At 53.9% G+C, this 23949-nt stretch carries 28 protein-coding genes; 12 read left to right on the top strand and 16 right to left on the bottom strand.

All coding sequences use genetic code 11. The annotated features are described in order from the left end of the window. The first annotated feature begins 63 nt into the window (after positions 1-63). The 8 genes from F608_RS0116685 to F608_RS0116650 all read left to right on the top strand — a co-directional run bounded on the left by F608_RS0116685 (position 64) and on the right by F608_RS0116650 (position 6479). Positions 64-810 carry an ABC transporter ATP-binding protein gene (locus F608_RS0116685; protein ID WP_022666791.1) on the top strand — a complete coding sequence of 249 codons (747 nt, stop codon included), beginning with the start codon at positions 64-66 and terminating at the stop codon, positions 808-810. Continuing rightward, positions 797-1537, top strand: a complete 741-nt coding sequence (locus F608_RS0116680) for an ABC transporter permease (protein WP_022666790.1) — start codon at positions 797-799, stop codon at positions 1535-1537. The genes F608_RS0116685 and F608_RS0116680 overlap by 14 nt, the downstream gene beginning before the upstream one ends. A 10-nt stretch (positions 1538-1547) precedes the next feature. Then, entirely contained in the window at positions 1548-2483 is a 936-nt protein-coding gene (locus F608_RS0116675; protein WP_022666789.1) for an ABC transporter substrate-binding protein, read from the top strand. A 63-nt stretch (positions 2484-2546) separates the two neighbouring features. Next, complete coding sequence (gene thiM / locus F608_RS0116670; protein WP_022666788.1) at positions 2547-3359, top strand: hydroxyethylthiazole kinase; 813 nt, start codon at positions 2547-2549, stop codon at positions 3357-3359. A 75-nt stretch (positions 3360-3434) separates the two neighbouring features. After that, on the top strand, positions 3435-4067 hold the full coding sequence (gene thiE / locus F608_RS0116665) for a thiamine phosphate synthase (RefSeq protein WP_022666787.1): 633 nt from the start codon (positions 3435-3437) through the stop codon (positions 4065-4067). Further along, positions 4067-4876 carry a bifunctional hydroxymethylpyrimidine kinase/phosphomethylpyrimidine kinase gene (gene thiD / locus F608_RS0116660; protein WP_022666786.1) on the top strand — a complete coding sequence of 270 codons (810 nt, stop codon included), beginning with the start codon at positions 4067-4069 and terminating at the stop codon, positions 4874-4876. Before thiE ends, thiD begins: the two co-directional genes overlap by 1 nt. Positions 4877-5076: 200 nt before the next feature. Further along, positions 5077-5448, top strand: a complete 372-nt coding sequence (locus tag F608_RS0116655) for a hypothetical protein (protein WP_022666785.1) — start codon at positions 5077-5079, stop codon at positions 5446-5448. A gap of 95 nt (positions 5449-5543) precedes the next feature. Next, a complete protein-coding gene (locus tag F608_RS0116650; RefSeq protein WP_022666784.1) occupies positions 5544-6479 on the top strand; it encodes a DMT family transporter in 936 nt (311 codons plus the stop codon). Here F608_RS0116650 and hgcB read toward each other — a convergent pair whose 3' ends face one another. The 16 genes from hgcB to F608_RS0116560 all read right to left on the bottom strand — a co-directional run bounded on the left by hgcB (position 6480) and on the right by F608_RS0116560 (position 20653). Next, positions 6480-6773, bottom strand: coding sequence for a mercury methylation ferredoxin HgcB (gene hgcB / locus F608_RS32325; RefSeq protein WP_250697400.1), 294 nt, complete (start codon positions 6771-6773; stop codon positions 6480-6482). A 10-nt stretch (positions 6774-6783) separates the two neighbouring features. Continuing rightward, on the bottom strand, positions 6784-7983 hold the full coding sequence (gene hgcA, locus F608_RS0116640; protein ID WP_022666783.1) for a mercury methylation corrinoid protein HgcA: 1200 nt from the start codon (positions 7981-7983) through the stop codon (positions 6784-6786). Between the two features lie 2 nt (positions 7984-7985). Then, positions 7986-8252, bottom strand: a complete 267-nt coding sequence (locus F608_RS0116635) for an ArsR/SmtB family transcription factor (protein WP_022666782.1) — start codon at positions 8250-8252, stop codon at positions 7986-7988. 83 nt (positions 8253-8335) lie between these two features. Continuing rightward, positions 8336-9229 (bottom strand): EamA family transporter RarD, encoded by an 894-nt coding sequence (rarD, locus tag F608_RS0116630; RefSeq protein WP_022666781.1) that lies wholly within the window; start codon positions 9227-9229, stop codon positions 8336-8338. 110 nt (positions 9230-9339) lie between these two features. Beyond that, positions 9340-10635: a 4Fe-4S binding protein gene (locus F608_RS0116625; RefSeq protein WP_022666780.1), complete on the bottom strand. Its 1296-nt coding sequence runs from the start codon at positions 10633-10635 to the stop codon at positions 9340-9342. A gap of 192 nt (positions 10636-10827) precedes the next feature. Further along, on the bottom strand, positions 10828-11217 hold the full coding sequence (locus F608_RS0116615) for a universal stress protein (RefSeq protein WP_022666778.1): 390 nt from the start codon (positions 11215-11217) through the stop codon (positions 10828-10830). Positions 11218-11398: 181 nt separating this feature from the next. Further along, on the bottom strand, positions 11399-12964 hold the full coding sequence (locus F608_RS0116610; RefSeq protein WP_022666777.1) for a response regulator: 1566 nt from the start codon (positions 12962-12964) through the stop codon (positions 11399-11401). 269 nt (positions 12965-13233) lie between these two features. Then, on the bottom strand, positions 13234-13719 hold the full coding sequence (locus F608_RS0116600) for a hypothetical protein (protein WP_153307528.1): 486 nt from the start codon (positions 13717-13719) through the stop codon (positions 13234-13236). 144 nt (positions 13720-13863) lie between these two features. Beyond that, complete coding sequence (gene asd / locus F608_RS0116595) at positions 13864-14970, bottom strand: aspartate-semialdehyde dehydrogenase (RefSeq protein WP_022666774.1); 1107 nt, start codon at positions 14968-14970, stop codon at positions 13864-13866. Positions 14971-15075: 105 nt separating this feature from the next. Then, positions 15076-15777: a phosphate ABC transporter ATP-binding protein gene (locus F608_RS0116590; RefSeq protein ID WP_022666773.1), complete on the bottom strand. Its 702-nt coding sequence runs from the start codon at positions 15775-15777 to the stop codon at positions 15076-15078. 6 nt (positions 15778-15783) lie between these two features. After that, positions 15784-16671, bottom strand: a complete 888-nt coding sequence (locus tag F608_RS0116585; protein WP_022666772.1) for a PstA family ABC transporter permease — start codon at positions 16669-16671, stop codon at positions 15784-15786. Continuing rightward, the gene (locus F608_RS0116580) at positions 16668-17510 is read right to left on the bottom strand and encodes a PstC family ABC transporter permease (RefSeq protein WP_033398504.1); all 843 of its coding nucleotides are present in this window, start codon (positions 17508-17510) and stop codon (positions 16668-16670) included. The genes F608_RS0116585 and F608_RS0116580 overlap by 4 nt, the downstream gene beginning before the upstream one ends. Continuing rightward, the gene (locus tag F608_RS0116575; protein ID WP_027362837.1) at positions 17510-18337 is read right to left on the bottom strand and encodes a phosphate ABC transporter substrate-binding protein; all 828 of its coding nucleotides are present in this window, start codon (positions 18335-18337) and stop codon (positions 17510-17512) included. Before F608_RS0116575 ends, F608_RS0116580 begins: the two co-directional genes overlap by 1 nt. 163 nt (positions 18338-18500) lie before the next feature. Next, positions 18501-19574 carry a patatin-like phospholipase family protein gene (locus F608_RS0116570; RefSeq protein ID WP_022666769.1) on the bottom strand — a complete coding sequence of 358 codons (1074 nt, stop codon included), beginning with the start codon at positions 19572-19574 and terminating at the stop codon, positions 18501-18503. Positions 19575-19774: 200 nt separating this feature from the next. After that, positions 19775-20005: a hypothetical protein gene (locus F608_RS0116565; RefSeq protein ID WP_027362836.1), complete on the bottom strand. Its 231-nt coding sequence runs from the start codon at positions 20003-20005 to the stop codon at positions 19775-19777. A 198-nt stretch (positions 20006-20203) separates the two neighbouring features. After that, positions 20204-20653, bottom strand: a complete 450-nt coding sequence (locus F608_RS0116560; RefSeq protein ID WP_022666767.1) for an Lrp/AsnC family transcriptional regulator — start codon at positions 20651-20653, stop codon at positions 20204-20206. Between the two features lie 150 nt (positions 20654-20803). On the opposite strand from F608_RS0116560, the gene F608_RS0116555 reads away from it, so the two are divergent. From F608_RS0116555 to F608_RS0116540, 4 genes are all read left to right on the top strand, one after another. Then, complete coding sequence (locus tag F608_RS0116555) at positions 20804-21424, top strand: LysE family translocator (RefSeq protein WP_022666766.1); 621 nt, start codon at positions 20804-20806, stop codon at positions 21422-21424. A gap of 76 nt (positions 21425-21500) precedes the next feature. Further along, the gene (gene proC / locus F608_RS0116550; RefSeq protein WP_022666765.1) at positions 21501-22358 is read left to right on the top strand and encodes a pyrroline-5-carboxylate reductase; all 858 of its coding nucleotides are present in this window, start codon (positions 21501-21503) and stop codon (positions 22356-22358) included. Between the two features lie 5 nt (positions 22359-22363). Then, positions 22364-23041, top strand: a complete 678-nt coding sequence (locus tag F608_RS0116545) for an alpha/beta hydrolase family protein (RefSeq protein WP_022666764.1) — start codon at positions 22364-22366, stop codon at positions 23039-23041. Continuing rightward, positions 23038-23622 carry an LOG family protein gene (locus tag F608_RS0116540; RefSeq protein WP_022666763.1) on the top strand — a complete coding sequence of 195 codons (585 nt, stop codon included), beginning with the start codon at positions 23038-23040 and terminating at the stop codon, positions 23620-23622. Before F608_RS0116545 ends, F608_RS0116540 begins: the two co-directional genes overlap by 4 nt. The last annotated feature ends 327 nt before the right edge of the window (positions 23623-23949 follow it).

Here is a 23949-nt window from a genome sequence, read left to right as displayed (position 1 = left end):
TTTCATCCGCCGTTTGCCAAACCAAAGGGATGGTACCTGCTCTTTTGGAGCGGCCATGGAATCATGCTTGAAGTCTCGGGTGTTGAAAAGCAATTTAACGGGCGCCGGATCTTTTCAGGATTTGACCTGAAACTGGCTCCGGGCCGGTTCAAGGTTCTGGTGGGTCCGTCCGGATGCGGGAAATCCACCCTGTTTGACGCCCTCACAGGGGCAACCGGTCTGGACAGGGGAAAGATCTCCTGGCAGGGCCGGGACCTGCCCCACCTGGGAGCCCATGCCGCCTATATGCAGCAGAAAGATCTGCTCCTTCCATGGTTTTCCCTGCTGGAAAATGCCCTGCTGCCCGCAAAAGTCATTCAAAAGGACCTGAAGGACACCCGGGTCATGGCTCTGGATCTTTTCAGGAAACTGGGGCTTGAGGGATTTGAAGACCACCGGCCCGGCCAGGTGTCCGGGGGCATGCGCCAGCGATGTGCCCTGGTCCGGACCCTGATATTTGACCGGGATCTGGTCTTTCTGGACGAACCCCTGTCCGCCCTGGACGCCATCACCCGCAGGGGGTTGCACTCCCTTTTACTGATGCTCCAGACCCAATTTTCCAAGACCCTGCTCATGATCACCCATGATATTGAAGAGGCCCTGCTCCTGGGTGATGAAGTCTGCCTGCTCAGCCCCAGGCCCATGGAGATTCAAAGGGAGTTCATCCTGAACCAGCCCAAACCCCGAAGGTTCAATGACCCGGAACTCCTGGAAATCAAAGAGTATTTCCTGGCCCGGCTTGAAGGAGACCTGATCCATGGGACGACCTAACCTGATCGCCCTGGTCCTGATCCTTCTGATCCTGGGGTTCTGGGAAGCCTGGGTCAGGATTGCGACTGTCCCCGTATTTATTCTGCCTTCACCGGTCAATATCCTGACCACTGCGATTTTCAGGGCAGACACCATATTTCCCCATGCCGCGACAACCTTTGCCGAAATCGTCCTGGGGATCCTTCTGGCCGTGGCCACGGCCCTGCCCCTGGCCGTAACCATGTTTGCCCGGCCGACCCTGGAAAAGGCCCTGGCCCCGTTCCTGGTGGCCTCCCAGGCGGTTCCGGTATTTGCCCTGGCCCCCCTTCTGGTGGTCTGGCTGGGCTACGGCATGGCCTCCAAGGTATTCATGGCCTGGATCATCATTTTTTTCCCCATCACTGTCAGCCTGGTCCAGGGATTTAAAAGCTGCGACCCGGAATTCAGGGTCCTGTTCCGGCTCATGGGAGCCTCCTTTTTCAGGACCATGACCCTGCTCTACTGGCCCTGGGCCCTGCCCCAATTCTTTGCCGGTCTTCGGGTGGGGGTGAGCGTGGCCACCATCGGGGCCGTGATCGGGGAATGGGTAGGTGCCCAGCAGGGACTTGGATTTCTCATGATCCAGTCCAATGCAAGACTCCAGACCGACCTGGTATTTGCCGCCATCCTCTGGCTTACGGCCATGGGACTGATCCTGTGGACCCTGGTGGGAATCCTGGAAAAACGATTTATTAACTGGAAAACCTAAGGAAAACATCATGAAAAAAACTCTTATTCTTGTTCTTGTCTTTTCCCTGCTCTCCACCGTTGGCGCATCTGCAACGGAAAAGCTGACCCTCATGCTGGACTGGTTTCCCAATGTGGACCATCTGCCCATTTACGTGGCCAGGGAATCCGGATACTTTAGAGACCAGTCCATTGAAGTGGAGATCATCAGCCCCTCGGAAACCTCGGACGGACTGAAACTGACCGCTTCCGGCAATGTCGACCTGGCCGTGTCCTACCAGCCCCAGACCGTGATCGCGGCGGACCAGGGACTTTCCATCCGGGTCATTGCCCCCCTGGTGGTTCATCCCCTGACCACCCTGCTCTTCCTGGATAAGAGTATCCAGACCCCTGCCGATCTTTCCGGCAAAAAAATCGGATATACCGTTCCCGGGCTCATGGATGTGATGCTCAAGGCCTTTGCCGACATCAACAAGATCAAAGAGTATACCCCGGTAAACGTGGGGTTCACCATCCTGCCCCCCCTGGTCTCCCAAAAGGTGGATGCGGTCATGGGCCCTTTTAAGACCTATGAAACCGTGGGCATGGCCCGGCACGGACATGCAGCCCTGTTCTTTGAACTGGAGAAATACGGAATCCCGGATTACGAAGAGCTGATCTTTGTCTGCAGCCCCAGGGTCCTGGAAGAAAAGAAAAAGGCCATCCGCGGATTTGTGACCGCCCTTGAAAAGGGACTTGCCCGGACCCAGGCCGACCCCGAGGCCTGTCTTGAACTTTATCTGTCTGCCGTGCCCCAGGCCGACAGGGAAATCGAAACCAAGGCCTTTGAACTGACCCGCCCCTATTTTGCCTCCAAAGCCGGCCACGACAAGGAAAAATGGAAAACGTTTATGGAATTTTCCCTGAAATACGGACTCATAAAGCATCCGGTAGACACGGCAAAACTCATCCATGAGTGGAAGGATTAAAAACAGATAGAGGGTCTCTGGCTGACCCGGCCTTTCTCTCTTTTTCTAAACAGGAGATCTTTCATGACGATTCAACCCTCTGCCATATGGCAGGACATGGAAAAAATCAGACAAACCGCCCCCCTGGTACACAATATCACCAACTTCGTGGTCATGAACAACACGGCCAACGCCCTGCTGGCCCTGGGCGCATCCCCGGTCATGGCCCATGCCGGGCCTGAAGTGGAGGACATGGTAGGCCTGGCCGGGGCCCTGGTCATCAACATCGGCACCCTCAGCGATCCCTGGATCGATTCCATGTTCAAGGCGGGAAAAAAGGCAAAAGAACGGGGGATCCCCATTGTTCTGGACCCGGTGGGGGCCGGGGCCACTCCCTACAGGACCCGGACCGCCCTCGGCCTGATCCGGGAATGTATACCTGCCGTCATCCGGGGCAACGGCTCTGAAATCATGGCCCTGTGCCGGGAGGAGGCGGCCACCAAAGGGGTGGACTCCACCAGTGGTTCGGATGCGGCAGTGAGTCCGGCCCGGTCCCTGAGCCTGGACCTTGACTGCACGGTCTGCGTCACCGGAAAAACCGATTATATCATCACCGGGTCAGAAACCTTGACCATTAAAAACGGCCATGCCATGATGCCCAGGGTCACGGGCCTGGGATGCACGGCCACGGCCCTTTGCGGAGCCTTTGCCGCGGTCAATCCCAATTTTGGCCGGGCTTCAGCCCATGCCATGGCCGTCATGGGCATGGCCGGAGAAATGGCCGCCGAAACCGCCAGGGGACCGGGAAGCCTCCAGGTAAATTTTATCGATGCCCTGTACAATATCTCTGAAACGGATATTGAGAATAGGCTGAAGATTGATGAATTGGGAGTTTAGATTTTTGATTTTTGGAAACTCTCCCCAAAGCTTTCGGCTTCGGGCTTTAGCCTTTTCGCCAATGAAAGGAACCCCATGAAAGGCATCTACCTTGTCACCGACCGGAAGGCCTGCCTGGGCAGGCCCCTTGAGTTGATTGTGGAACAGGCGGCCCGGGCCGGGGCCGCCTGTGTACAGCTCAGGGAAAAACAGGCCTCAACACGGGACTTTCTGGACCGGGCCCGGAAACTCAAAGAACTTCTGGCGCCCTTTGACATCCCCCTGATCATCAATGACAGACTGGACATTGCCCTGGCCGTGGACGCCCACGGGATCCACCTGGGCCAGAGCGACATGGACCCGGAAACGGCACGGGATCTCCTGGGCCCCAGGGCCATCATCGGCCTTTCCGTGGAAACCTGGGAAGATGTGGAGGCGGCCCGGAACAAGGATGTGAACTACCTGGGGGTAAGCCCGGTCTTTCCCACCCCCACCAAAACCGACACCAAGACCCCCTGGGGCCTGGAAGGTCTCCAGCGGATCAGAAGGAGGCTTGACCTTCCCCTGGTCGCCATCGGCGGACTGGATTCGTCCAATGCAGAGCAGGTGATCCGTGCCGGGGCCGACTCTCTGGCTGTGGTCTCTGCCGTCTGCTCGGCCGAAGATCCCTTTGCCGCTGCAAAAAAACTGGTAACTATCTTTCAAAACAATTACAGGGAGAACCCTTGATGAAGACCTATTTCAGAGCATTGACCATAGCCGGATCCGACAGCGGCGGAGGTGCCGGAATCCAGGCTGATTTGAAAACCTTTTCCGCCCTGGGCGTCTTTGGTATGTCCGCCATCACGGCCCTCACGGCCCAGAACACAAGGGTGGTCACCGGCATATTCCCGGCCCCTCCGGAGTTCATCGCCCGGCAGATCGATACGGTGCTGGAAGACATCGGCACGGACGGCGTCAAGATCGGCATGCTTCACTCCCCTGAAGTCATTGAAGCGGTTGCAGACCGGCTGGCCCATTGGAAGTGTACCAATATCGTCCTGGATCCGGTCATGATCTCCAAAAGCGGGGACAAACTCCTTCTGGATAATGCAATCCAGGCGTTGAAAACAAAGCTTATCCCCCTGGCCGACATCATCACCCCCAACCTTCCCGAAGCATCGGTGCTCCTGGGCCGGGATGTCACCGGTTACCGGGACATGGAAGAGGCGGTCCGGGACCTCGCCGCCCTGGGATGCCCCAACGTCCTTCTCAAGGGAGGCCACCTTGAAGAGGAAAAAATCAGAGACCTGCTCTTCCAGGCCCGGTCCGGAACCCTCACAGAGCTTCCGGCCCAACGCATCCACACCCCCAACTCCCACGGTACGGGATGCACCCTGTCCTCGGCCGTCTGCGCCTTCCTGGCCCGGGGAATGGACCTTGAAACGGCCGTTAAAAATGCCAATACCTATATCCATGGGGCTCTCAAGGCCGGAGCAGGGTATAAAATCGGGAAAGGTCACGGCCCGGTCAAGCATTTTTACGATATATGGCCCTAGGTTTTCATAAAACCTCCCGGGCAATTGAAGAAAAGTGCGGGCTTTTGGATTTTTAAAAAACCACCCTGTCGGATTTAACAAGGACCCTGGAGCGGATTTCATGGATCCGGGGGAAAGGGATGGGTCCTTAAATCTCTTGACAACTCATTATTTTATGGTATTCATTGGGCGCTTTAAGATTATCTGCCCTGGAGAATTGAATGGATTTTACATTAGACCCGTCCCATGAGAAGTACATCAAAATAACCATATCCGGGTTGATTGTTAAATCCCAGCTCATCACAGTCATGTCAGAAATCCTGCATCATCCTCAATTCCTGGAAAAGCACACCTACTGGGATTTAACCCAGGGGAGCATGGGGCTGTCCATTGGAGATCTCAAGGAGATTATCGGGGTTTTGCGCCTCTATAAACCTGAAAAAAAGAATTTTGCCGACCGGTCATCCCTTCTCGTACCGGGAAAGATGAACAAGGCCATCGCAGAGATGTTTGTGACCATGGCCAAAGTGCTCCCGTTTAAGTACAGGGTTTTCAATGATCCTGAAAAGGCGGAGGCATACCTTATTTCCTAATCGTTCCGATCAAACAAGGCACCAGTGCGGACCGCCTTAAACCCGGGATAAGGGATTTTCAGCACTTGAACACTTTTTAAACGGGTGACATATCCATGATTCGACTGATCTTTCTGGGAATCCTGTCCGGTGCTTTTTTCAGCACCACCTTTATCCTCAACGAGGCCATGAGCCTGGAAGGGGGAGACTGGGTCTGGTCTGCTTCCCTTCGGTATGTGTTCATGACCCTGTTTTTGATCCTGATCATTCTGCTCAGTGGGGGGATGAAACAGCTGAGAGAGGTTTTTCACCTGTTTTTCTCCCATTGGAAGTTCTGGATCACGGCCGGAGGCATCGGATTTGGGGGATTTTATGCACTGATCTGCTTTGCCGCCGATTTTTCTCCGGGATGGGTAATCGCAGCCACCTGGCAGTTTACCATTGTTGCCAGCCTTTTTATATTTCTGGCATTGGGCCGGTCATTCCCCAAAAAAATATGGTTTTTTTCATCCCTCATCTTTCTGGGTGTGGTCCTGGTGAATCTATCCCAAATTGAAGATTTTAATCTGGGGGCATTGATGCTGGGGGGACTTCCCGTGGGGATAGCGGCCTTTTGTTACCCCTTTGGCAATCAGCTGGTCTGGGAAGCCCAGAACGGGACCCATAAAAAGCTGCCCCGGATCAGATCCGGGGTTCTGAACAATGTTTTCAACAAGGTGCTTCTCATGACCCTTGGATCATTCCCCCTGTGGATCTGCCTGGTCCTGATCACACGACCTCCGCCTCCCAGCCTGTCCCAGGTGATCAACACCTCTCTGGTGGCCCTCTTTTCAGGGGTGTTCGCCACCAGCATTTTTCTGTTCGCCCGCAACCGGGCATCCAACTCAAATGAGCTGGCCGCAGTGGATGCCACCCAGTCCAGCGAGGTGATCTTTGCCCTGCTGGGGGGACTTGTCTTTCTGGGGGCTGCCCCCCCCAATTGGGAATCCGTCATGGGATTGGTGCTCATCCTTGTCGGACTGGGGTTTTTCCTCAGGTATCAGGAAACATGATCAACAGCAGCCTGCATCCCCCCCGCAGGAGGCATTTTCTTTCCCTTTTATCCAGACCTGGATAATATAGGAGGCTCAGCCTACCCCGGGGCTGACCTGTAGGGCCCCAGAGGGACAATTGTTCACACAGGCCCCGCACTCCATACAGGCGTTGAAATCAACAATGGAGGCCTTGTTCTCCTCCATTTCAAAGACCTCCTGGGGACAGACCTGCGTACACAGGCCGCATCCGATGCAGAGATCCCGGTCAAGGACCAGACTGGACACATCATCCAGGTATCTTAAATTTTTCATGTTCTGTCCTTTAAAATGCAGAATAGATCCATAAGCCCAGAGAAATTGCCAGGGCCCCGGCCTGGACCGGAATGAATTGTTTCATCTCCTTTTCCACCCCGGAAGGCGAAGTAAAGGGGGTGGCCCCGGTGAAGTTCATGGCCAGATAGGAAGAGACCGCCGTGCTGAACAGAAAAAGGGCCAAAATCCGGGATAGGGAGTCTGTTTCATGGGTTGACATCAATAATAACAAAACCGATGCCGCGCTTCCAATGATGATCCCCTTGGGGGCAAAGGCCCTGAAGGGAAGATAGGGCAGAAGAACCGGGGTGACAAAGCCCCCTGCCAGGATGCCCGTAACAAGGGCGGCAATGGCTGCCATCCCCCTTTCCCAGGCTCCTGAAAAGGAGAACACTCCCGGGCCGATGCCTGAAAGGAGGATCAGGACAATGGCGGTGATCAGGGCCGGCTTGAGGGCGATTTTGATCTCAACCGGAGTCAGGATAAAGCGTTCGTAAAGCGGGAAGGTCACCCTCCGCATGGCAGGATCCGCCTTTCTTCTGTTTTCCAGAAACCTGGGAATATCCCTGGCCCGGATGGGGCCGTAGACCACCCTGAAGCCCGAGGCCTTTTTCACGGCCCGGGCCGAAACTCCGGTGGCCCCGAGCTGGGGAACAATGACCCTGCGGTGATCCACCACCTTATCCAGGCATGATGTTTCGATTCTGCTGACCAGTTCCCCCGTGGAAAAGGTGCCTTTCCCGGCGGCGCACCAGACATTGACACCCCAGGTATCCAGAACCAGGATCCAGGCGTCGACCTCCTTTAAATTTTTCCTTACATGGTCAAAGGTGAGCTTAAAGTTCGCCGTCACAAGAACTTCGGATTCCCGGTCCGGTTTTCCCACGGCGTAAAGACCTGGGGCCACCCGATAATCATCCCGCCCGATCCCGCACCGGACATAAAAGGTTGAAAACAGGTCCTCCCGGTTCAGGCGTGTTTTGATTATAGGCACCCGGCCGGCATGGGTGGGCAGAAAATCCTCGACATGGGAACAGAGCGCATACCCGGGTTTTTGATCCCCGGGAAGAGCAGGTTCCCGCACCCCGCTGCCGCAGCAGGACAGGTCTGAATTCTCCTGGGAGGGCATGGACGGCAGGATACTGAGATTCCGGCCCGAGAAACCCGAAGGGCCGGGAGCCTCACTCTTTTTTTGTTTGGTCTTGTCCATGGCTAAAGATCCTTTACATACTCTTTGACTTTCTTTAACACCTGCCTGTCCACACAGAAATGGGTTTTGGGGCCTTCGACTTCGCCGCAGACAATTCCACATGCCTTGAGATGCTTAAGATGCTGGCTGATGGTGGACTGGGAATAGGGAAAGATATTGACGATCTCTTTACAGACGCAGGTATTGATCTCAATCAGGTGCCGGACGATCTTCAACCGGGTGGGATGGCCCAGGGCCTTGAAAACAGCAGCTTGCTCTTCAATATTCATCTGGAACTCACTTCTATTATCGTTAATCGTAAATAAACGATAATAGAAACCGATCCCCTTGTCAACCCGGTTTTCCCGGGGGGCTATTTTCCCCTGAACTCCCGGGCGGAATCTGCCGTATATACGGCAAGGGCGGTCCAGATAAACACAAAGGCAATGAATTGATGGCCGGACAGGGGTTCTTTATATACAAATACGGCCAGAAGAAAGGTGACACTCGGGGCAAGGTATTGGAGAAATCCGAGGGTGGCCAGCCTGAGCCGCCGGGCCCCCATGTTGAACAGCAGCAGGGGCAGGGCCGTGAGCAGGGCCGTCCCGATCAGGAAAATGTCGGTGAAGGTATTGACATGAAGAAAAGTGGCGGTTCCATTCTTTTCCAGCCAGAACAGATAGATAAGCCCGGGAAGGGTCAGAATCAGGGTTTCAACGGCCAGGCCCACGGCCGGGTCCAGGTCGAGTATTTTCCTGATCAGTCCGTAGGAGCCGAAGGTAACGGCCAGGATGACGGCAATCCAGGGGAAGGCCCCGTACTGCCAGGTCAGGTAGAGCACCCCGGCTCCGGCGATGAAAACGGCAAGAACCTGAAATTTTCTCAATTTTTCCTTGAGAAAGAGCATGCCGAAGAGCACGTTGACCAGGGGATTGATATAATAGCCCAGGCTGGTCTGAAGGATCAGATCGTTGTTCACCGCCCAGATGAAAAGAAACCAGTTCGCAGCCACCAGCAGAGTGGTGACGCTGAGCTGTCCCAGGGTTTTCAATGATCTAAAGGTCCGGATCAGAACCTTCCAGTTCCCCTGGAAATAGATGACCGGCAAGAGAAAGAGAAAAGACCAGACAATCCTGTGGGTGATGGTCTCAATGGCCGGCACATGGGAAAGGACCTTCCAGTAGACCGGGCAAAGCCCCCAGATCAGAAAGGCCGATGTCCCGGAAATCAACCCGGATAAAGATTTGTTCCTGTTGTTCTTTCCCACAATTCAAACACCTATATAAAATTAAAAAGGATAATGGTTTAAAGCCCTTTTTAATATTCCAGATTATAAAGAATAGCAATCCCGGCATGGATAAAAACCAGGTGGGAAGGTCAGACAGCATCCGATCCTTCAAAATAGGAGACCAGGGTTTCAAGGTACCTGGATTTCACCTGTTTCAGGGCCAGGGCCTGCTTGAGGGGCGGAAGTTTGAGAATCACCCCCAAAAGGACTGCCAGGGCCCTGTGGCTGTAAAGCACCTGGTTGTCAAAGATCAGATTCTGGAGGGAGCCCCTTTCCAGGGCCATGACCGCGGCCCGGTGGGCGCCGTTCATGGGAGTGATTGCCCGACGGGCAAGGGGCTCAAGCTCAAGACTGTTCCGGTCGCAGGCCCGGACACAGAGGCCGCAGCCCAGGCAGATATCCGGATTGAGAAGGGCTTTTTTGCGTTTGGGCTGACGGGGATCGTTGGCCGATACCAGGGCCATGGCCTCCACCGGACAGGCTGCCGCGCATTTGCCGCACCCGGTGCAGGAATCCGGATTGATCTTTGGGATAAAATTGGAGGGATGGACCGGGTGGAGCAGGGCAAATCTCCTTGCCGCGATCATGGCTTCACAACAGCAGGCACAGCAGTTGCAGATAAAATTGACCCCTTCCCTGACATTTTCCCCGAACTGGACCAGGCCGTGCTCATGGGCCTGGGCAAGGAGTTCCAGCCCTTCCTCCTTGTCCACCTGCCGGGCGTGGCCGTGCCGGATCAGGGAAGCGGCAGAAGTGTTGAAGGTCATGCATATCTCCAGGGGATTGTCACAGGCCCGGTTGACATGGGCCATTTTATGGCGGCAATAGCATAGGCTGATGCCCATGTGGGAAGCGGTGCAGATGATCTGGGAGGCCCTCTCATAATCGAGCACCTGAATGGAGTCCCCGTCGGGGAGCGCGGGCTCATTGACAAAGACCCTGCCCAGCTGGGTTTCCCCCTGGGCAAACAGATTCCTGACAAAATCTTCTTCCACGTTCAAATACTGGTAAAAGAGCTCGCTCAACGCTTTCTGATCCACATCATGCCTCACCCGCATCATGGAAAATTCAAAAAAACCGGCCATGGGAGGGGGCAGGACATAGACAAACCCGTCCTCGGTCTCAATGTCGAGAAGGATGGCCCGGGAGGCCAGCTGGTCCAGAATCTTCCGGGCCTCGCCCAGGCGGATTTTCCAGATCTTTGCGGCCTTTTCAGGGGAAAAGGGCCGGATGGGAAGCTGGGAAACCAGTCCGGCTTCTTTTTCTGAAAACAACATGGCCAGGATCTTATTTAAGAGAGGGGATGGGGGAGCCCCCTGGGGGAATCTGTTGAGCCGGTCCGTAAGGCCGGCAAAGGCTGTTTTTCGGTTCAGGTGGTGGGCCATGGCAGCATCCTGATTATGAACTATAGGCCAACAATGAATCTTTATACTCGGTGAAAACCGAAAAAGGCAATACAAAATTCAGGCTGGATTTTGATTCCGGGACAGCCGGATCCTTTGGCAATTATCCGGATCCGGTCCATACAATTTCCTGGCCTGGTTTTGGGCTTGCTTTTCGGGAAAGGGCTTGGAAGTCTATTTTACGGACAGGACCGGGCAATGGGATTCCAGGATAATGAACTGGGCCGTGGATCCGAACACCATCTTTCCCACCCTGGATCTTTTCTTGATACCGATGATGATCTCATCCACGTTCTTTTCCGCGGCAAAGGAGACCACATCTTCCCCCGGTGTCAATCCCCGGATCAGAATATGGGTTTCGCCCTGGATGCCCTGCTTGTTGAAAACCTCGACCATCATCTCATTGAGGCGGTGATCCAGCTCGGCGATTTCATCGGCCTTGGCGTCTTCGGAACAGGTTCTGACCAGATATACATAGGCATTATCCTGGGCAGCCCTTTTCACGGCCGTATCAAGGACATTGGCAAATGAGGTGTTTTTATCGTAGGCAACCAGTATTTTCATGATACTCCCCTCTGTAAAAAATGTTCCAGAAAACCGTTTCCCATGGCGGTTACGGACAATCGACCTAGCACGAATTGTTCCGTCAACACGAGCAGGGGGTATTGTCTCATTATATTCAAAAAATTACAAAGGGATTTTTAAGTCCGGGCAAACAAAGGGCCGCAGCCTGTCCAAAATTATTTCAGGCAGGGCAAGCTTCTGCTGTATATTGTTCTCTAATTTTATATATCCTTTCCTTATTTTCCATGAACACATCCACCAGGTTCGGATCAAATATAGAGCCCCTGTTTTCCTTGAGAAAGTCAAGGACCCGTTCCATGGACCAGGCCGGTTTATAGACCCGGCTGCTGCTCAAGGCATCAAAGACATCGGCGATACAGGTCAGGCGGCCGGCCAGGGGAATGGCATCTTCCTTCAACCCAAGGGGGTAGCCGTTTCCGTCCCAGCGTTCATGGTGGCTGTGGGCAATGGTGGCGGCCGTCTTGAGAAGCTTCCGGTTGGAACTGCTGAGGATCTTGAAACCGATAACGGTATGGCTCTTCATAATTTCAATTTCCTCGGGGGTCAGTCTTCCCGGCTTGAGCAGGATGACATCGGGTATGGCGATCTTGCCCACGTCGTGCATGGGAGAAGCGGACTTGATCAATTCCCTTTCGCCGGGAGGCAGACCCACGGCCTCTCCCAGAACTCCGATGATTTCAGCCACCCGGACCACGTGGAAGGCGGTTTCCTTTGACCGGTTTTCAACGATTTCTCCCAGGAGATGGATGACCTCCTGCTGGGTATTCAGGACCTCCCGATTCAAATAGGTATTGTCAAAGGCAACGCCCACGTTATAGGCAAACAGATCCAGCAGGTCCCGGTAGTTCTGACTCTGCTCCCTGCCGCAGTTTTCCATGTAAAGGATATGGTGCTTGTCCGTCTGTGTGGGAAAATATCCGATATAGTCGTCCCCGAAATAAGCGGATTTCTTTTCTTCCGTGACCCGGCTGAGCTGGTCTTTGAGTTCCGGTGTGATGCGGAAGAGGATCTCATCCTCTCTTCCCTTTTCATATTGACCGGTGGCGGCGATGAGTTCCAGTTCGCCCTCTGCATCCCGGGTCAGGGTAAATCCCTGGCTGCTCAGGAAAAAAGAATTCTGGAGGCGAAACAGGGCCGCGATCTGGGTCAGGACCCCCTTGGCCAGTTTTTTAACGGACTGCTGCTTGAAAAAATCCCCGGATGCTTCAATGATATATTTGAGTCCCTGCCGGTTCTTTTCAATGGATACCATGTCCCGGTAAGACCGGATCCCGGTATATACGGCCGTGAACAGGCGCTGGGCCGTAAGTTCGGTCTTATGTTTATAGTCATTGATATCATAATCTATGATGACCCGGCGCTCCGGGGCCTCACCGGGCTGTCCGGTGCGGAGGATGATTCTGACCATCCTGTTTTTCAGGGTTTCCCTGATCTCCCGGGCACAGTCAAGCCCGGCATGGCTGGTTTCCATGACCACGTCCAGAAGGACCACGGCAATATCCCCGTTGGATCTCATAAGTTCCACAGCCTCGGCCCCGGAAAAGGCGGATATAAATTCCAGGCCGGCCCCATCGAATTGAAAATCCTTTAAGACAAATTTGGTGGTTCTGTGAATATCCGGTTCATCATCCACAATGAGGAGTTTCCACAGACATTCTCCGGACTTCCCGGGATCTTCGGTAAAAGAGGTCTCTTCAGGTTTGAATAACAGATCATTGGTTTCCATGATATCTCCGTTTTAGGCGATATTGAGTCTTGGCGATGTCCTGCCGGCCACCCGGATTCGCATCAATACCAGATGCCGGGCCTAGGACGAAATTTTTAGGATTTATATGGATAATGATAAAGGAAGAGACCGAGGCTTGTCAAGAATTAAGCCCGGGGACCTCCCGGGCCAGGCCGGGGGAAAACCGTGACATCCGGCGCAAGCCTGGGAGTATAAAACCGAAGATGGAATGGGTTGCCGGCAGAAGGGCAACCCATTGCATGGAATTCTTACACCGGCATATCAAAGGCGCCCGGACCGATCTTCCACTCCCCGTCTTCCTTGATCAAATTGATGACGGTTTCGACCTCATGTTCCTGGAGCAGGCAGAAGATATATCCCACGATTCTGTAAAGGGGATTGATGCTCCGGATCATCACCGCATCCAGCTTCACAGAGGCGGAAGAATCGTCCATCTCCTTTACCTCGGTCTTGATGAGAAGGGGAAGCATCCTCAGGTAATTCCTGCCGTATCCCCGATTCTCGGCCTCAACCTCTTTGATTCTGAGATAGACCTCCACCGCGTCCCTGTCTTCTTCATCCACCCGGGCATCTTCACTGAGATAGCCGGCCATAGAATTATCCAGCATGAAATAGGCCTTGGTAAACTTCTTTGCAACGGCTTCGGGCGAACTCCCTTCGGCCCAGGCACAAGACCCGTGAATCCCCAACCCGATCAGCAGAACAGTCAAAATCAATCTGGAGCTTTTTGTCATCCCTTCTTCTCCCTTTTTAATGTTATCAGAACTATGTTTTACCCGGCGATACCCTGAACCGGCATCCATTTTCATATAAAAAGAAACAGCCCGGACAGCATGGGCTGAACTCTTTTTCCCTGTTTTGGTTTTGAACACTGCCCCTTATAGGATAATGTTCAACACCCTCCTTAGCGGTTCGGCCGCCCCCCAGAGCAGCTGGTCTCCCACGGAAAAAGCGGTGAGGAATTGGTCTCCCAGGGTCATCTTCCTGACCCGGCCCACCGGGACGGCGAGGGTTCCGGTTACGGCTGCCGGGGTCAGTTCCCGGACCGAGTTTTCCTTCAGGTTGGGGATGAGTTTGACCCAGTCGTTGTTTTCGGCCAGCATGGAGTTGATCTCATCCAGGGGGATCTCTTTTTTCAGTTTGATGGTAAAGGCCTGGCTGTGGCAGCGCATGGAGCCGATACGGATACACTGGCCGTCTATGGGAACGGGACGATCCGACCTTCCCAGGATCTTGTTGGTCTCCACAAACCCTTTCCACTCCTCCCGGGTCTGACCGTTGTCCATGGCCCGGTCGATCCAGGGAATCAGGCTGGCCCCCAGGGGCACGCCCCAGTTGTCAACGGGAAAATCCGGGGAGCGCAAGGCAGAGGTCACGGTCCGGTCAAGATCCAGAATGGCTGAGGCCGGGTTATCCAGGAGATCTGAAGAGGCCTCTCCGATGGCCCGCATCTGGGCGACCAGCTCTTCCATGTTTTTGGCCCCTGCCCCGGAAGCAGCCTGGTAGGTCATGGAGGTCAGCCATTCTACAACGTCATTCTCAAACAGCCCGCCCAGGGCCATGAGCATGAGGGAAACCGTACAGTTTCCGCCGATATAATTTTTAATTCCCCGGGCCAGTCCCTCTTCGATTATCTTCAGGTTCACAGGATCCAGGACAATAATGCTGTTTTCATCCATTCTCAGGGTAGATGCGGCATCAATCCAATATCCCTTCCACTGGTTTGCCTCAAGCCTGGGACGGACAGCCTCGGTATAGCCCCCCCCCTGGCAGGACACGATGATGTCCATCTCCATCAGGGCGTCCACATCATGGGCATCCACGAGGGGAGGGGCCTCCACGCCCACATCGGGTGCTTTCTGGCCGGCCTGGGAGGTGGTAAAGAACAGGGGGGTGAATTTTTTAAAATCTTCTTCCGCCGTCATCCGTTCCATGAGCACCGAGCCCACCATCCCCCGCCATCCGACCAGTCCTACTCTTTTCATTGTTCAATCCTTTTGGAAATAATTTTTTAAACTCTATCCTATATCCTTTTTCTTAAAAATATACCAGGGGGTTGTCAAGGAAATCTAGGGCCTTATCAAAAAAGCTCATAATTTTTTCAATTTTCTGTGGGACAGGACCAGCCGGTGGTCGGCGATCCGTTTCACCTGGTCCATGTAATGGGAGACCAGGATAATGGTGCATCTGCTTTTTAACTCCAGAAGAAGATCTTCAATGACCCGGACCGAGGTTTCATCCAGGGAGGAGGTGGGTTCATCCAGGAGCAGAACCCGGGGCTGAAGCACCAGGGAGCGGGCAATGCAGAGCCGCTGCTGCTGGCCGCCGGAAAGTTTTTCAGCATCTTCCGAAAGCCTGTCTTTTACCTCATCCCAGAGGAATGCCTGTTCAAGCGCGGTCCGGACCTTTTGGGAGATGACGCCCGGATTCTTTTCTCCGATCAGCTTCAGGGGGAATGCAATATTCTTAAAGATACTCATGGGCAGGGGATTGGGCACCTGGAACACCATGCCCACCTTTCTGCGCAGCCGGGAAAGGGACATATCGTCGGCATAGATATCTTCAAATCCTTTTCCCAGATCGATACTCACCTGCCCCTTGACCCCTGCCCCTTCAACGGATTCCCAGAGCCGGTTCAGGACCATGAGAAAACTGGATTTCCCCTGGCCCGAAGGACCGGATATGGAGGTCACGGCATTTGCCGCAATATCCGCATGGATGCCTTCCAGAACGGGCAGGGTTTTATAGAAAAACCTAAGATCCCGTATCTTTATTATGGTTTCATTGGCCATTTGACTTTAATGCCTGAACCCGGCCCGAAAAGCAAGCCGGTTCTTGATCCAGTGGGACAGGGCAAAAAGCCCGGCACAGATGGCCAGGAGAATGAGGGCCGCACCATACCCTTTGATCAGTTCATTCTGATCTGCATACTCCGATGCCGTATAGTAGATATAAAAAGGCAGGGCTTCAAAACTTGAAAAAATTGATCCGGGCACCCCTGCCGTGGCCACCACCCCGGTCAGCATGATCACGGCCGTGTCCTCGGCGCACCGTCCAATGGCAAGGACGACCCCTGAAATGATGTCCGAGAGGGAGGCGGGCAAAAGAACATGGAAAATGTTTTCAAGCTGGGTGGCCCCCAGGCTGGGAGCCGTCAGCCTGAGCTGCAGGGGAAGGCTTTCAAGGGCGACCTGGGTGGTCCGGATAATATAGGGCAGGACCAGAAATGAGAGGGACAGGGAGGCGATCAAGAGACAGGGATAGATCCGGCTGGAGAAAAAATGGTGGAGGAATACGGTGATGGAGAATCCGAACAATCCCACCACAATGGAAGGGATGCCGGCAAGGATGTCAAAGACCAGTCCGAGAAAGGCTTTAAGCCGGGGCGGGGCATACTCTGCCAGAAAAATCCCCGAAGCCAGCCCTGTGGGCAGGGCAAATCCCATGGCCAGGAGAATCAGAAAAAGGGTCCCGGCCATGGCCGGGAAAAGCCCACCGAATACCTGGCGTTTCAGCAGCAGGGCATCCATGACCCGGGTATCGGCGAAGATGAGTTCCAGGTTGAGGGCCCTGTATCCCCTGAGGATCAGAAAACCGATTATGGTTGCCAGTCCCCCGAAAAGCAGGATTGCACAGCCCCAGGAGAACAGGGAGAGCAGTTTGTCGGCAAACCGTTCCCCTGTCATGATGCCTTCCCGGTCCGGGCCAGGAGAATCCCGATTCCCGTAATCATGTAAAGAATGGAGCCGGAGACAAATATGGTGGTAAATTCCACGCTCTCAAAATCCGCGGCAATGACCAGGGCAATATGGGCGGTGAGGGCCCGGGCCGAATCCAGAAGGGATCCAGGGGCAGCCACGGAGTTTCCGCTGATCATCAGGGCAATCAGGGTATCCCCCATGGCCCGGCCAAAGGCCAGGATAAGCCCGGTCAATATGCCGGGCCAGGCCTGGGGAAGGATCACATGGATCAGTTTCTGAAAGGGGCTTCCTCCCAGGGCATCCACGGCATCCAGATAAGACTTGGGAACCCGGGCGAAACTCTGGGAAAAGAAAAGGATCATGGTCGGGGAAATTAAAAAACCCAGCATGAGAGAGGCCGATAAAATGCACATCCCGGACCCGTAGGAAAAAATCGTCCGTACCAGGGGAACCAGGAGGAACACCCCCACAAATCCGTAAATTACCGTTGGAACGGCGGTCATGAGCTGGACCATTTTCTTTACCAATTTTCCAGGCCCCGAGGGACGGACGATTTCGATAAAAAAGGAACAGCCCAGACTCAGGGGAAAGGCAATGACCAAACTCAGAGAAGCAATATAAAGGGTGCCCATGATCATGGGGAAGATGCCGAATTGCCCATGGTCAGGCGACCACGGTCCGGTCAGGATCTCCCCGAGCATCCCGTTTTCCATCACGGGCAGGCTCAGAAAGGCGACAAACCCGAATACGGATAGGGTCGCAAAAGAGCTTAAAACAGCGGCCCATAAAAATACGGACCGCAGAATCCTGTCCCTTAGCCCCATCAATTAACGGGGATAAAGCCTTTTTCAGCAGCGATCTCCTGGCCCTGGGGGCTGAGCAGGAAGTCGATGAATTTTTTGGCAAGTCCTGAAGCCTCCCCCCGGGTATTGCTGTAAAGGCCCCGGGCCACCTTGTATTTTCCACTCCTAACCGTATCAAGGTTCGGGGTCACTCCGTCCAGGGCAACAGGGGTGACGCTTTCGTCAATATACCCCACGGACATATAACCGATGGCATAGGGATCGTTGTTCACGGCGGATTTCATTGCCCCGTTGGAGGCCACGAAATTGGCCTTCCCTGAGATATCCCCCTTTTTCAGAGCCTTTTTCCAGAAGACAGACCGGGTGCCGCTGGATTTGTCACGGGTATAGAGGTTGATGGACCGGTCCTCGCCCCCAAGATCCTTCCAATTGCTGATTTTTCCTGAGAAGATGTCCCTCAGTTGTTTTCCCAGCAATTCTTTTACCGGATTTTTAGGATTCACAATGGGTGCCACCCCGTCAACGGCCCACTTGTACATGGACAGGCCGTATTTTCCCACTTCAGCCTCACTGGGTTTTCTCCCGGAATTGCCGATATCCACAAGACCTTCCCCCACCTGCTTGATGCCGGCACCGGACCCTCCACCGGCAATGGTGATCTGGATATCGGAATTAGAGGCCATGATTCTCTTGGCCGCCTCTTTCATCACGGGGATATGGGCGGTTCCCCCTGAAATTCTTAAAACGCCCTTTTCCCCCTTAAATCCATCCAGCCCCGATGCAGAACAGAATCCCGCCGTCAACAGGGACAATACAAATATCAGGACCAATTTCATTGTTCTATTCATTTTTTCTCCTTTATATCATCTGGTTTGTGGAACGCACATTGCTTCCGGAGATCCTGCAGAATTGGCGCACTTACATCTTTAATAGATGAAGGTCCTGAAACTTTTCAAATTGATTATTCTAATTTGAATTAAGAAATGAATTTAATATTCCTATACTGAGAATCTAGGCGATCATCCTGACCCGGTCCCGGATGGAACCGGTTTGAACACTTTCCATGAATTCATCCCCCAGGGCATAGCTCATGTCCGCAGCGCGGGTCCAGGCTTTGACCCTGACCTCATCCTGGCCCTTGAGCCGGACAAAATCCCGGCGGTCCGGGATTCTGGCAAAGGGCAGAGTGGCGACGAACTCGGGCGAAGGGGCCAGCAGGATGAACCGGTCGGCCAGCCCTCCCTTGACCCGGCGCCTGGGAAATTTCTTGTCAAACCACCCGGGCGTGATTTCAGGATAAAAATGGGGGTAGAGGATAAATCCTTTTTGATCCGGTCCCAGGGGAACGGCCGGATGGTAGTCCAACAGCCCGCCGTCCCGGTACACTCCCCTGGGCGCATCCGGGATATCCTTTACCCCTTTCATGACCATGGGAATGGAGCCTGAAGCCAGAAGGGCCTTTGAAAAATTGTTTTTGTCCAAGGCAACCCTCTGGGTGGGGTAATCGTTTAATTCCATGACTTGGGGATTGTACCGGGGATCATGGAACAGGGTTCTTTCATAGCAGAATCTCTGGAGCTTCCTGGACAGAAGATTCAGATCAAAGGCGGACAACATGCCCAGGGCCTGGAGAAGATTGGATTCAGACGCCATGAGATGTTTACACCGGACCGCGGAAAACCCCATCCTCAAGAAGGGATGTGACAGAGCCTGGTCAACAGTCTTTTCCGTCAGAAACAGGTCCATGATCCGCCGGGATTCCCGGGACACCTTGGCAGGGGTCACATCTCCGTTGTAGTATTGGTGGATATAGGCATCCTTGAGACTGGCAAATCCCATCTCCGGTTCAGACCGGGCAGCTGCGGCAAATTTCCATGCCCCGATGGAGGTGCCGAACAGATGCAGCGGAGTTTTCCTGTTTCTAAACCAATGGGAAAAAAGAACGGAATCGAGTCCGTAAATGGCCAGCCACTTGGCCGCCCCGGACGCCCCGAGAACCAGATCGATATCTGACGGGTCCAGCCCCTTTTCCCGGATATGACGATAGGCCGATTTCCCGGCCAGAACAATGAGATTTTCAGACACTGAACTTTCCCCCAGACCATCCAATACACAACAGAGACCACGTTACGGACAAGTTGTAAAGGATTGTGTCTCCCCTGTCCAGGAAAAATCATTTGGACAGGGGAAAAGAAATGGATTCTGGATACGCATATGGGCATCTTTAAGAATTAAAATTTTCCTGCAGCGAAAAAATCGGGCCAAAAGACAATATTAGAGTGGTTTTAAAGTTTAAGAGGATCGCACAGGGCACCTTCTTCAACGGCAGAGTTTCCGCATTTCCCGCAGTAAAAGGAGGGGGTCATTTCAACGGGGTTGCAGATATCTTCTGCCCGGCTGCTTCTTTTGCTGCAGTCGCTGCAGACAAAAACCGAACCGATGTCAGAACCGGCATTACAGATCTCCCCCCTGTTTGACGAGATTTTCCCACAGGTTACGCATTGAAATTTTTCCATATCATCACCTTTTATTTTCAAGGCATGGCTGCCTTGCCGTTTTTATATAGAGACTCACAGGCCAGGGTATTTCGCTAAAACAATTAGCCTGACCTCACAGAATCATGCCATACGAATAAAATAGGACTGCCCGGGGAATAGTCAAGACGGTGGAAGGGGAGCCGGTAATTTCCTGGAAATTTTATTGGTCAGGTCCGGTCAGGGGCCGGATCTGACCAGGGGGGAGGAAAGGACAATAGATGTCCGGGTCTGGCCGAAGGGGCTCAGGTTTTCAACAATTTTTTCCAGATCCTGAACCGAAGGGACAAGAACCTTGATCATGAAAGATTCCTCACCGCTGACATGGTGGCATTCCAGAATTTCAGGCCGGTTTTCCAGAAAGGTTTTTACCCGGGCATATCGTTCCGGAAGCGTGGTCAGCCGGATAAAGGCGGTGATGCTTTCCTTCCTGGGAGGCAGGTCAATGACCGCATGGTATCCCTTGATGATTCCGGCCTCTTCCATCTTCCTCACCCTCTCGGTAACGGCCGGGCTGGACAGCCCCACTTTCCGACCCAAATCACTGAAGCTGATCCTGGCATTTGCCTCAAGCTCCCGGAGAATGGCTTTTCCCAGGGAGTCCAATACAATTTGAAATTTAAAGTCCATGTCTGGCCAGCCTTAAATTTTAATGTTTTTCCAACGCAAAACCAGGATTTCCCCATGTACCTGCCCGGCTGAAATCCGATAAAATAGAACGCAAAATCAAATGGCCGCCCCAAAACCCGCCATTTTTGAAATTGACATTGAGGATCATACATGGAAATCAAGTACCTAATCAAGGGCATTGTCATCGGGTTCTCCATTGCAGCACCCATCGGCCCCATCGGGCTTTTATGCATCAAGAGGAGCCTGGCCCGGGGACCTGCGGCCGGGCTGGTCACCGGCCTGGGCGCGGCCACGGCCGATGCCTTTTACGGATTTGTGGCCGGATTCGGCCTCACCTTTATCACGGGATTCCTTTTAAACATGAAAACGGAACTTCACACCATCGGGGGCCTGTTTCTCTGTTTTCTGGGATGGCAGGCCCTGAAGCCCGGGACCGGGAGCAAAGAGGGAACGGATTCGGATTTCAAGGGATATCCCATGTCCTATCTGTCGGCCCTGGTCCTTACCCTGACCAACCCCATGACCATCATGGCTTTCATGGCCATATTCGCCGGACTGGGCCTGGCCGCTTCGGATAACGGGTATACCGCCTCAGCCATCCTGGTTGCCGGGGTGTTTACAGGGTCGGCCCTCTGGTGGATCCTCCTGACCTTTGGAACGGCAAGACTCGGGACCCGGCTTTCCCGGAACATCCAGGAAAAGACAAACCGCATCACCGGTATTGTCCTGATCCTCTTCGGCGTCTGGGCCCTGGCCAGTCTGGCTTTATGATTTAGGTCTTGACACTTTTTTGCCCATGGCCTTAATATGAATCCTTCTTTTAATACTCAACAAGGAGTTGAAACCCATGCTGACGGATAAAAAAATCGGGTTCATCGGTGGCGGAAACATGGGAGAGGCCCTGATCAGCGGCCTGGTCCTGTCTAAAGCGGCCCGGCCCGAAGATATCATCTGTTCCGACATTGACCGGGAACAATTGGATCAGGTCAAAAACAAATACGGCATATCCGTTACCACGGATAATATCGAGGTGGCCAAAACCTCGGATATCATTGTTTATGCTACCAAACCCCAGATCCTGGGTGCCGTGCTCAACAAGACGGCAGAGGCTTTGGACATGTCCAAACTGATCATCTCCATTGCAGCAGGCGTGCCCCTGGCGGCCATTGCCGCCGGCCTGGGCAAAGAACTCAGGCTGATCCGGGTCATGCCCAATATCTGCGCCTTTGTTAAAGAGAGCGCCACAGCCATTGCCGCCGGCGAGTTTGTCCTTGAAAACGACGTGGAAATGGCCAGGGCCATCTTTGATTCCGTGGGCAAGACCGTGTTTATCGAGGAAAACGTTCTCATGGACGCATTCACGGGCCTGAGCGGATCCGGCCCGGCCTATATCTTCACCATTGTGGACGCCATGGCCGATGCAGGGGTTAAAATGGGACTGTCCAGAAAAAACGCCCTGTTTCTGTCCACCCAGACCGTCCTGGGAGCGGCCAAGCTCCTCATGGAATCCGGGGAACACCCGGGACAGCTCAAAGACCGTGTGGCCTCCCCGGGCGGCACAGCCATCGCAGGCATTCACACCCTTGAGCAGGGGGGGCTCCGCACCACCCTGATCAATGCCGTGGAGTCGGCCACCAAACGGTCAAAGGAATTGGGGGATATGATGGTCAAGGACTTTATCGCCAACCATACAAACGGAAAATAAGTTCAATGGATTCTGAAAAGATCTCCATTGATCTGGATTCCGGGGAAAAGATCTCCGGGATACTCTCCCTGGCAAAAGAGCCGGACAGGGGAATCGGTGTGGTTTTTGCCCACGGGGCCGCCAACGATATGAACCATGCCCTGCTGGCGGCCGGGGCCGAGGGTTTGTCTGCCCGGGGATATTCCTGCCTGAGATTTAATTTCCCCTACCGGGAAAAAGGCAAAAAGAGTCCGGACCCGGAACACAGGCTCATCCGTGCCTGGTGCCGGGCTGCAGATTTTATCCGGTCCCGGACCCATTGTAATCAACTCATCGCGGCTGGAAAATCTCTGGGGGCAAGGATGGCGGCCCAGGCGTCTGCCCAGGGACTTCTCCAGCCGGACGGCCTGATTTTTCTGGGCTACCCCCTCCATGCCCCGGGCCGGAAAGAACAGCTGCGGGACGCCCCCCTGAAGGAGATTCAGGTTCCCATGCTCTTTGTGGAAGGGACCCGGGATCCCTTCTGTGATCTTGATCTGCTCAGACCGGTACTGAAAGATATGAGTTCATCCCATACCCTGGAAATCATCCAGGGAGGGGATCATTCATTCAAACTGCCCAAATCAGATCCCCGGACCGGGCAGGATATTCACGAATCCGTGATCCTAACCTGCCTGACCTGGATCAAAAAGGAGTTTGGATGAAGACCCTCTGTGTTTACTGCGGTTCCAACCCGGGTCTCCGGCCTGAATACGGCCGGGCCGCCGCAGCCCTGGCCCGGGAGTTCCTGAAACAGGGGTTTGACCTGGTATACGGGGGAGCCGGTGTGGGCATCATGGGCATCATTGCCGATACCATGCTTGCGGGAGGGGGAAGGGTCATCGGGGTCATGCCCCAGGCCCTGGTGGACAAAGAGGTGTCCCACCCCGGACTTACCGAATTGAAAATCGTCGGATCCATGCATGAAAGAAAGGCCCTGATGGCGAAACTCTCCGACGGATTCATCGCCCTTCCCGGCGGTCTGGGAACCCTGGAGGAACTCCTTGAAGTCCTGACCTGGACCCAACTCGGATTTCACCGCAAACCCTGCGGGCTGCTCAATGTCCTTGGGTATTACGACCATCTGAAGTCTTTTCTGGATCTTGCAACGGCAGAGGGGTTCATCATGGAAGCCCATCGGCCCATGCTGATTGTGGAAAGAGATCCTGAACAACTTATCCAGAAGTTCATGACCTATGAGGCCCCAAGAGTTTCCAAATGGGCCGACCGGAAAAACCCCCTATAATTCCAGATCCTTGCCTTTCTCCTTCTCCCTGGCCTCCGCAAGGGAGACTTTTGATTTTTGAAGGATGATTTTAGATTGAAGGATGCCCTGCCGGACACCAATCTATAGATGTTCTCAAATTCCTTTATTTTTATCTTATATTTGGACCCTGTTGCAGGATAGGGAGGAGTGAAGGTTTTCGCGGATTGGATCCCTTCGGGCGGCAGGACGCTGCAGGAGAAGGGATCCCTCCTCGGAGAAAATCATGGATGATTTTCGAGAATGAGCGCAAAAGCGTTGCTCCTCCCGGCGGTAATTGAAATTTTGTTTTGAGAACAGCTATAAAAA

It is taken from the genome of Desulfospira joergensenii DSM 10085 (assembly GCF_000420085.1).
Classification (GTDB): Bacteria; Desulfobacterota; Desulfobacteria; order Desulfobacterales; family Desulfobacteraceae; genus Desulfospira; species Desulfospira joergensenii.
The sequence above is the reverse complement of the archived record's forward strand: the minus strand, read 5'-3'. Positions and strand labels throughout refer to the sequence as shown.